Source organism: Deferrivibrio sp., assembly GCF_055117995.1.
The window spans coordinates 1-8147 of record NZ_JBSQOT010000056.1; the positions used below are offsets into that span (position 1 = coordinate 1).

Sequence of the window (8147 nt, forward strand, 5' to 3'; positions counted from 1 at the left end):
AATGGGCATAAAATCAAGGTGCTGCTGACGGATTACAAACCGCTGTCAGTAGATACGGAAGAAGATCTCATGCAAGCTGAAAAATATGCAAAGTTGCTTAAAAATTAGTTAAAGGGGAAAATAGATGGCTAAGTATGTTTTTGTTACCGGCGGAGTTTTATCTTCATTGGGTAAGGGGATTACAGCTGCTTCAATAGCTACACTTCTTGAGGCAAGGGGTTACAGGGTTATAATTAAAAAGTTTGATCCTTATCTTAATCTTGACCCTGGGACTATGAGCCCTTTCCAGCACGGAGAAGTTTATGTTACAGATGATGGTGCAGAAACAGACCTGGATCTTGGGCACTATGAGAGATTTTTGCACTCAAACACAACAAAGGATTGTAACGTAACTGCCGGTAAAATATATTACAAAGTTCTGGAAAAGGAAAGAAAGGGGGACTACCTTGGAGGGACAGTTCAGGTTATACCCCATATCACTGATGAAGTGAAAAACAGCATTTACAGCCTTTCTGACGAGTATGACATAGTGATTGTAGAGATAGGGGGAACCGTTGGAGATATTGAGAGCCTTCCTTTTCTTGAGGCTATAAGGCAGATAAAATTTGACCTTGAAGACAATGATGTGGTTTATCTGCATGTGACTCTTGTGCCATACATTAAAAGCGCGGGTGAACTGAAAACCAAGCCTACCCAGCACTCCGTCAAAGAACTAAGGGAGATTGGTATTCAACCTGATATGCTTGTTTGTAGGTCAGAGTATCCGCTTGATGATAGCATACGTAAAAAAATAGCTCTTTTTTGTAATGTCTCAAAAAATGCTGTAATCAATGCCATTGATGCTTCTACAATTTACCAGGTGCCACTTTTTATGAACAAGGAAGGGGCGGATAAGTTCATTTTGAATAAGCTGGGGCTTGAAGAAAGAGATTTGGATTTGTCAGTCTGGGAAGAGATAGTTTACAGAATTAAAAATCCCGAAGATACTGTAACAATAGGTGTAGTGGGGAAATATGTTAATCTAAAAGATGCTTACATTAGTTTGAATGAGGCTCTTATTCACGGTGGAATAGACAACAAGGTTAAAGTGGATATTAAATGGATTGATGCTGAAGACCTTGAAAGTCAAAATCCTGATAAATTTCTTGATGATGTGGATGGGATACTTGTGCCAGGTGGATTTGGCGAAAGAGGTATTAAAGGGAAAATTCGGGCAGTCAATTTTGCACGCAATAAAGACATACCGTTTTTTGGAATTTGTCTTGGGATGCAGTGTGCAGTTATTGAGTTTGCAAGAAATGTTCTTAAATATGACGATGCTAACAGTACTGAATTCAATCCTAAAACAGAGCATCCGGTAATTGATTATATGGAAGAGCAGAAAAAGATAAAAAAGCTCGGTGGAACAATGAGACTGGGGGCTTACGAGTGTAAACTTGCAGAAGGTACAAGAGCATACACAGCATATAAAAGTGAAACAATTTTTGAAAGGCACAGGCACAGGCTCGAGTTTAATAATAATTTCAGAGAGGAGCTTACAAAAGCCGGTCTCGTGATATCCGGTGTGAATCCGGACAGAGACCTTGTTGAAATTATTGAGCTTAAATCTCACAGATGGTTTTTGGGATGCCAGTTTCATCCGGAATTCAAATCAAAACCTACTTTGCCTCACCCTTTGTTTAGTGGATTTATTAATGCTGCTCTTAAATTTAAAACTGAAAAGGGCAGAGAATTGGAGAATCAGAAATGATATTTCTGGCAGGCCCTTGTGTACTTGAAAACGAAGAAGTAGTATTCAAAACTTGCGAGTTTTTAAGCAATATAGCAAATGAAAGAGGTTATGACTTTTATTTCAAGTCATCATACGACAAGGCTAACAGAAGTTCTGTAAAATCTTACCGTGGACCCGGATTAAAGGCAGGACTGGATTTTTTCAGGAAGATTAAAGACAGGTTCAATGTTAAAATAGTTACCGATATACACACACCTGATGAAGCGCATCTTGTTGCCCAGGTCGTAGATATGATTCAGATACCTGCATTTCTTTGCAGACAAACTGATATGCTAAAAGCTGCCGCTGAGACAGGTAAAGTGGTTAATATTAAAAAAGGGCAGTTTCTTGCGCCCTGGGATATGAAAAATGTGGTGGATAAGTTAAGATATTTTAATGCAAAGGATATAATTCTTACTGAAAGAGGAACTACTTTTGGTTATAACAATCTTGTAATAGATTTCAGAGCTTTTAAAATAATGAAGGAGCTCGATGTAAAGGTTATATTTGATGCAACACATTCAGTGCAGCTTCCGGGTGGAGCAGGAGAGTCTTCTTCCGGTCAGAGAGAGTTTGTCCCATATTTATCAAGAGCTGCTGCAGCTTTTGGTGTGGATGGTTTTTTTATGGAGGTTCATCCAGAGCCTGACATTGCGCTATGTGATGGTCCTAATATGATTAATTTCAAAATGGTAGAAAATATCTTAACTGATATTGATTCAATAAGGGGTATAAATTGGAAATCATCGACTCTGTAAAGAAAACTTTAAAGATTGAGGCAGACAGCATTAATGATGTGTATAACAGGGTTGGCAGTGAATATGTAGATGCAGTTGAAATGATTTTTGCGTGCAAAGGAAAAATTATAGTTACGGGGATGGGTAAGTCCGGTCAGATAGGTAAAAAGATTGCTGCCACAATGTCATCTACCGGTACACCAGCGGTTTTTTTGCACCCTGCAGAGGGTGTACATGGGGATCTTGGAGTTATACGTTCGGAAGATATAGTTATTGCAATTTCCAACAGTGGTGAAACTGAGGAGATAGTCACTTTGCTGCCAGTGATAAAAAGATTTGGCGTAAAGATTATTTCTATTGTGGGGAGGGTGAATTCAACACTTGCTGAAAGAAGCGATGTTGTTATTGATGCAAGCGTAAAGATGGAAGCATGTCCTTTGAATCTTGCCCCTACCGCAAGCACAACAGTAGCACTTGCAATAGGGGACGCTATTGCCGTTGCACTTCTTGAAAAGAGGGGATTTAAAGCGGAAGATTTTGCGATTTTTCACCCTTCAGGAAGCCTTGGTAAAAAGCTTTTGACGAGGGTTGAAGACCTTTATCATAAAGGTGAAATGGTGCCAGTGGTAAAACTTGGCACAAATGTGGCAGATGCGATTTATGAAATTAGCAGTAAAGGTTTTGGTTGTGCCGCAATTGTCGATGACAACCTGATTGTTCAGGGGATTATTACAGATGGAGATTTGAGACGTGGGATGCAAAAATATCAGGATGTGTTTGAAAGACGTGTTGAAGAGATAGGGTCACGTAATCCAAAACTGATTACAAAAAAGGCTCTTGCAGCCAAAGCATTGAAGGTAATGGAGGAAAATTCCATTACTTCCCTTTTGATAGTTGATGATGGGAATAAAATCGAGGGGATATTGCACCTGCACGACCTTTTGAGAGCAAAGATAATATGATAAAATTGTTGGTTTTAGATGTTGATGGTGTTTTGACAGATGGGAAGATAATTTATACTGAAAGTGGTCATGAAATAAAAAACTTCAATGTGAGAGATGGACTTGGTATTAAAATGGCTCAAAAGGCAAACATAACTGTTGCCATTATTTCTGGAAGAGAGTCAAGAGTCACTGAACTAAGGGCAAAAGAGCTAAAAATCGAACACGTTTTTACCGGTATTGACAATAAATTGGATTGTCTTGATAAGCTTTGTGAAAAGCTTGGTATTGTTCTTGATAAAGAAACTGCATTTATTGGAGATGATATCAACGATATTGCAATCTTGAAAAGATGTGCATTTTCAGGTACAGTTGCCGATGCCCCCTATTATATAAAAAAGGAAGTAAATTTTGTTTCCAATTTTAAAGGGGGAAAAGGTGCAGTTAGAGAATTTATAGAAGCAATATTGATGAGAAATGAGCAGTGGGAAGATATTTACAAATCTTACTTGTAGTGGCTATTCTGGCTATTGTCTTTTTATTCAAAAAAGATGGCAAACTTCCAACACCAAAAATCGAGCGTAACAGTCTTTACATGAAAAACATGAATCTGAAAGAAAATATTGGCGATAAAGGTTATTACAGTGTTCGAGCTGCAGAGGCATATGTATACGATAATTTTAAGAAAATCGAAATGAAAAAATGTTACGTGGTGTATAATGAAAAAGGCAATAACACAAATATTGTTTCTGAAAGATGCAAAATAATTGTCGATGAAAAACTTGAAATGTTTGATAATATATCAGGTGATTTCAATGAATACAGATTTGAAGGTGGAGAAAATTCAAATCTAATTTATTTTTTTGATAATAACACCGGTTTTGTAAGTGGTGGCTTGCAAATTAGTACAAATACATCTAAACTATATTCTGACAATGTGTTTTTTGACAAGAAAAAGAGGATTGTTCAATTCGAAGGGAGTGTGAGAGTGGATTATGAAAATTAGATTGATTTTTGTTTTGATGTTTTTGCTTGTAAATATTGCATTTTCAAAGGAGATTTCATCAGTGAAGGTTGAATCCGATTCTCTTGTATATTCCGGAGACAAAAATGTTTCGATATTTAGGGGAAATGTTGTGGCACACTATAATGATGTTACTGTCAAGTCAGACAATATGACTGTTTATTTCAATAAAGATAAGAAGGTTGATAAAATATTGTGTGAGGGGAATGTTCAGGTAACGAGGGGAGATTTGTACTCACTTTCTGAATTTGCAGATATAGATATTAATACCGATAAGGCTGTGCTGAGGAAAAATGTAAAGGTATGGCAGGGGAAAAATTATTTGGAAGGTGATGAGGTAATAATCTATAACAAGGATAGCAGAGTAATTGTGAATAAAGGGGAGAGTCAAAGAGTAAAAATTATTTTCTATCCTGAAGGTACTGATAATGCAACTAAAGACAACACAACTGAAAAAAAAATACAAAGATAGATTTGTCGTTGACGGAATTAGCCTCAAAGTCAGCGATGGGGAAATAGTAGGTTTGCTTGGACCAAATGGTGCAGGTAAGACTACAACTTTTTATATGGTAGTAGGTATTGTAAGACCTGATTCTGGCGAGGTTATACTTGGAGATAAAAATATAACCAGATTTCCCATACATGAAAGAGCAAGGCTTGGAATTGGTTATCTACCTCAGGAAGCTTCAGTTTTTAGAAAATTAACTGTTGAGGAAAACATTATAGCTGCACTTCAAATTGTTAAATATGAAAATAATAAGATAAAATTACGCACAGATGAGCTAATAGAAGAATTTGGCCTTGCCAAAGTAAGAAAATCATATGGCTATGCGTTGAGTGGTGGTGAAAGAAGAAGGTTGGAGATTGCAAGATGTCTTGCCGTAAGTCCAAAATTTATACTTCTTGATGAGCCTTTTGCAGGTATCGATCCAATATCTGTGACTGATATTCAAAATATGATTTTTAAGCTAAAAGATAAGGGGATAGGAGTCTTGATTACTGATCATAATGTAAGAGAGACATTGAAAATAACCGATAGAAGTTATATTGTATATGAAGGTAAGATACTTGCTGAAGGGGATAAAACAGAAATTATCAACAATCAGGAAGTTATTAAAAGGTATCTTGGAGAAGGGTTTTCATTGTAATGAATAAGATGAAGATAAATCTTGAAACAAAATTAGGCCAGAAACTTCTTATAACCCCGCAAATGAAACAGTCCCTTAAGATATTGCAACTTCCTTATATGGAACTTATTTCTGAGCTCAACAGTGTTCTTGAGGAAAACCCTGTGCTGGAAGAGGCTGAAGTCCAGGAAGTAAAAGATGAAAAGAATTCTGACGAATTTTTAAGGGAGCTTGAAAAGGTTGATTGGCAGGACTATTTCAGCGACTTTCAGGAAGGGATTTCATATGTGCCTGATGATGAGTCTGTAAATTTCGATAAGTTTATAGGAAAAAAAGAAAATTTGTATGAGCATCTTTTATTTCAGCTTAATATAGCAGGTCTTAATGACTATTTGACAGATATTGGTGAGTATATAATTGGTAATATTGATGAAAATGGATATTTGACTGTCAAGGTAAATGAGATAGTTGAGTATTTTGATGGTGACTATGAGAGTGTAAATAAAGTTTTGGCGATAGTTAGGGAATTTGACCCTTCAGGGGTAGGAAGCACATCTTTGAAAGAATGTATTTTGAAACAACTTGAGCATATGGGTGTAGATAAAATTGATATAGATGTTGCGGGAAGAATTTTAGGTGATTTTAGTGATGAGATTTATGCAGGTGACCTTAAAACGATTGCCGAAAAACTTGGTTACAGTGAGGAGTATATAAGGGAGATAGTTGATTTTATCCGAAGGACTCATCCAAAGCCCGGGCTTAAATTTTCCCCTGAAGGGAGGTTTGTTGTTCCGGATGTTTACATTTTGGAAAAAAACGGGAAGTACGAAGTGGTGTTAAATGAAGATGACGTACCTGCAATAAAACTAAATAGGTATTATGTTAAGATGCTGAAAGGGGAAGGTCTTGACGATGCATCCAGGGGTTATATTGAAGAAAAAGTAAAAAATGCTATATGGTTTATTAAAAGTATGAATCAGCGCAAAAAGGCAATTTTAAAGGTTGTTGAGGCTTTGATAAAGCATCAGAGGGATTTTCTCGATAAAGGGGTAAAGTTTATAAAGCCACTTAAACTGAAAGATATAGCAGATGAAACCGGTTTGCATGAATCAACTGTCAGCAGAGTGACGTCCAATAAATATGCTATGTGCAAATATGGGGTTTTGGAATTGAAATCATTTTTTATGAAAGGTATTGCAGGGGTAGATGGAAAAAAAGTGAGTGTTTCAAATGTAAAAGATGTTATCAAGGGGCTTATAGAGAATGAGCCGGCAGATTATCCCTATTCTGACCAGAAAATTGTGGAAATTTTGTCAAAAAAAGGTATAAAGATTGCAAGGCGAACCGTGGCAAAATACCGGGACGAACTTAATATACCCGGTGCTTCAGCGAGAAAAAAAACAAGGAGGTAGTATGAATATTCAAATAACTGTTAAAAACATTGAACTGACAGATGCAATCAGAAGTTACGTTGAAAAAAAAGTTTCCAAAGTAAAAAGATATTTTGATCAGGTGGTTGATGTCCATGTGGTACTTGATGTGCAGAAAAATGTCCATATGGCTGAAATACTTGTCAATGCAAAAGGTGTATTTTTGAAGGGGCTTGAAAAATCGGAAGATTTGTATGCATCTATTGACCTTGCAGTTGACAAAATAGAAAGACAGCTTGTGAAGTATAAAGAAAAGCTTAAAGCCAAGAAACTTGCTGAAAAGAATTTCGAAGCACCTTTAAAACTTGATGTTTATGAAAGTGCAAGTTTTGACGATGAGCCGGTTTCGATTATAACAAAAGAGATACCTGTAAAACCTATGGATATAGAAGAAGCTGTAATGCAGATGGATTTGCTAAATAAAAACTTCTTTGTTTTCAGAAATGCCAAAAATTCTGAAGTCAACGTAGTTTACAGAAGGGATGACGGCAACATAGGCCTAATTCAGCCATAGGTGACAATGAAATGCAATTAATTGAACTGGTTGAGAAGGAAAATATAATTTTTTTGAATGGAGATTTTACGAAAGATGAAATTATAAAAAAGTTCGGTGAAATTCTTTCAAAGGACGTGCTGGGTTTAAGCTCTGATAAAATTTACAATGCGCTTATTGAAAGGGAAAAGCTTGGTAGTACTGCTGTGGGGGAAGAAGTTGCTATCCCTCATGCCAAGCTTGACTCTATTTCTAAAGCATCTATTGCAATTGCTGTATCAAGAAATGGGATAGATTTTGATGCACCCGATAAATTAGCGGTAAAATTGTTTTTTGTGGTGTTGTCACCTGAGTCGGATATAGCAGGGCACTTAAAAACATTGGCGAGAATTTCCAGATTGGTTAAAATGACAGACTTTAAAAGCAGAGTGCTCAGTTCAAGCAATATGGAAGAGGTGTTGGAAATTTTAAAAGAAGAGGAAAGTAAAGTGTAATGGAAAAAGTTCCTGTATCGGAATTATTGCTGCCTGAAGCAAAGGATTTGGAGCTAAAGCTTATTTATGGCAAAAAAAGTATACATACCAAGTATCTAACCAACTATAGGATTCAAAAACCGGGACTTGC

At 36.5% G+C, this 8147-nt stretch carries 10 protein-coding genes; all 10 read left to right on the plus strand.

Annotated features, from left to right (window positions below; all coding sequences use genetic code 11):
• Positions 1 to 124: 124 nt before the first annotated feature.
• From ACTCAF_RS10200 to ACTCAF_RS10245, 10 genes are read left to right on the plus strand one after another with little or no spacing between them, the layout of a single operon-like run.
• On the plus strand, positions 125 to 1750 hold the full coding sequence (locus ACTCAF_RS10200; protein WP_463063175.1) for a CTP synthase: 1626 nt from the start codon (positions 125 to 127) through the stop codon (positions 1748 to 1750).
• Positions 1747 to 2529 carry a 3-deoxy-8-phosphooctulonate synthase gene (gene kdsA, locus ACTCAF_RS10205; RefSeq protein ID WP_463063176.1) on the plus strand — a complete coding sequence of 261 codons (783 nt, stop codon included), beginning with the start codon at positions 1747 to 1749 and terminating at the stop codon, positions 2527 to 2529. Before ACTCAF_RS10200 ends, kdsA begins: the two co-directional genes overlap by 4 nt.
• Entirely contained in the window at positions 2508 to 3470 is a 963-nt protein-coding gene (locus tag ACTCAF_RS10210; RefSeq protein ID WP_463063177.1) for a KpsF/GutQ family sugar-phosphate isomerase, read from the plus strand. Before kdsA ends, ACTCAF_RS10210 begins: the two co-directional genes overlap by 22 nt.
• On the plus strand, positions 3467 to 3964 hold the full coding sequence (locus ACTCAF_RS10215; protein WP_463063178.1) for a KdsC family phosphatase: 498 nt from the start codon (positions 3467 to 3469) through the stop codon (positions 3962 to 3964). The genes ACTCAF_RS10210 and ACTCAF_RS10215 overlap by 4 nt, the downstream gene beginning before the upstream one ends.
• Positions 3934 to 4455 carry a hypothetical protein gene (locus ACTCAF_RS10220; RefSeq protein ID WP_463063179.1) on the plus strand — a complete coding sequence of 174 codons (522 nt, stop codon included), beginning with the start codon at positions 3934 to 3936 and terminating at the stop codon, positions 4453 to 4455. Before ACTCAF_RS10215 ends, ACTCAF_RS10220 begins: the two co-directional genes overlap by 31 nt.
• Complete coding sequence (locus ACTCAF_RS10225) at positions 4445 to 4945, plus strand: LptA/OstA family protein (protein WP_463063180.1); 501 nt, start codon at positions 4445 to 4447, stop codon at positions 4943 to 4945. Before ACTCAF_RS10220 ends, ACTCAF_RS10225 begins: the two co-directional genes overlap by 11 nt.
• Positions 4902 to 5621, plus strand: coding sequence for an LPS export ABC transporter ATP-binding protein (gene lptB, locus ACTCAF_RS10230; RefSeq protein WP_463063181.1), 720 nt, complete (start codon positions 4902 to 4904; stop codon positions 5619 to 5621). Before ACTCAF_RS10225 ends, lptB begins: the two co-directional genes overlap by 44 nt.
• Positions 5621 to 7012 (plus strand): RNA polymerase factor sigma-54, encoded by a 1392-nt coding sequence (rpoN, locus tag ACTCAF_RS10235; protein ID WP_463063182.1) that lies wholly within the window; start codon positions 5621 to 5623, stop codon positions 7010 to 7012. The genes lptB and rpoN overlap by 1 nt, the downstream gene beginning before the upstream one ends.
• A 1-nt stretch (position 7013) precedes the next feature.
• Complete coding sequence (gene hpf, locus ACTCAF_RS10240; protein ID WP_463063183.1) at positions 7014 to 7544, plus strand: ribosome hibernation-promoting factor, HPF/YfiA family; 531 nt, start codon at positions 7014 to 7016, stop codon at positions 7542 to 7544.
• A gap of 11 nt (positions 7545 to 7555) precedes the next feature.
• Complete coding sequence (locus ACTCAF_RS10245) at positions 7556 to 8017, plus strand: PTS sugar transporter subunit IIA (RefSeq protein WP_463063184.1); 462 nt, start codon at positions 7556 to 7558, stop codon at positions 8015 to 8017.
• Positions 8018 to 8147 lie beyond the last annotated feature (130 nt).

Excerpts from the sequence above, each read along its gene's own strand:
- kdsA (WP_463063176.1), top strand. The coding sequence starts at position 1,747 with ATGATATTTCTGGCAGGCCCTTGTGTACTTGAAAACGAAGAAGTAGTA.
- ACTCAF_RS10200 (WP_463063175.1), top strand. The coding sequence starts at position 125 with ATGGCTAAGTATGTTTTTGTTACCGGCGGAGTTTTATCTTCATTGGGT.
- ACTCAF_RS10215 (WP_463063178.1), top strand. The coding sequence starts at position 3,467 with ATGATAAAATTGTTGGTTTTAGATGTTGATGGTGTTTTGACAGATGGG.
- lptB (WP_463063181.1), top strand. The coding sequence starts at position 4,902 with ATGCAACTAAAGACAACACAACTGAAAAAAAAATACAAAGATAGATTT.
- hpf (WP_463063183.1), top strand. The coding sequence starts at position 7,014 with ATGAATATTCAAATAACTGTTAAAAACATTGAACTGACAGATGCAATC.
- ACTCAF_RS10245 (WP_463063184.1), top strand. The coding sequence starts at position 7,556 with ATGCAATTAATTGAACTGGTTGAGAAGGAAAATATAATTTTTTTGAAT.
- ACTCAF_RS10225 (WP_463063180.1), top strand. The coding sequence starts at position 4,445 with ATGAAAATTAGATTGATTTTTGTTTTGATGTTTTTGCTTGTAAATATT.
- rpoN (WP_463063182.1), top strand. The coding sequence starts at position 5,621 with ATGAATAAGATGAAGATAAATCTTGAAACAAAATTAGGCCAGAAACTT.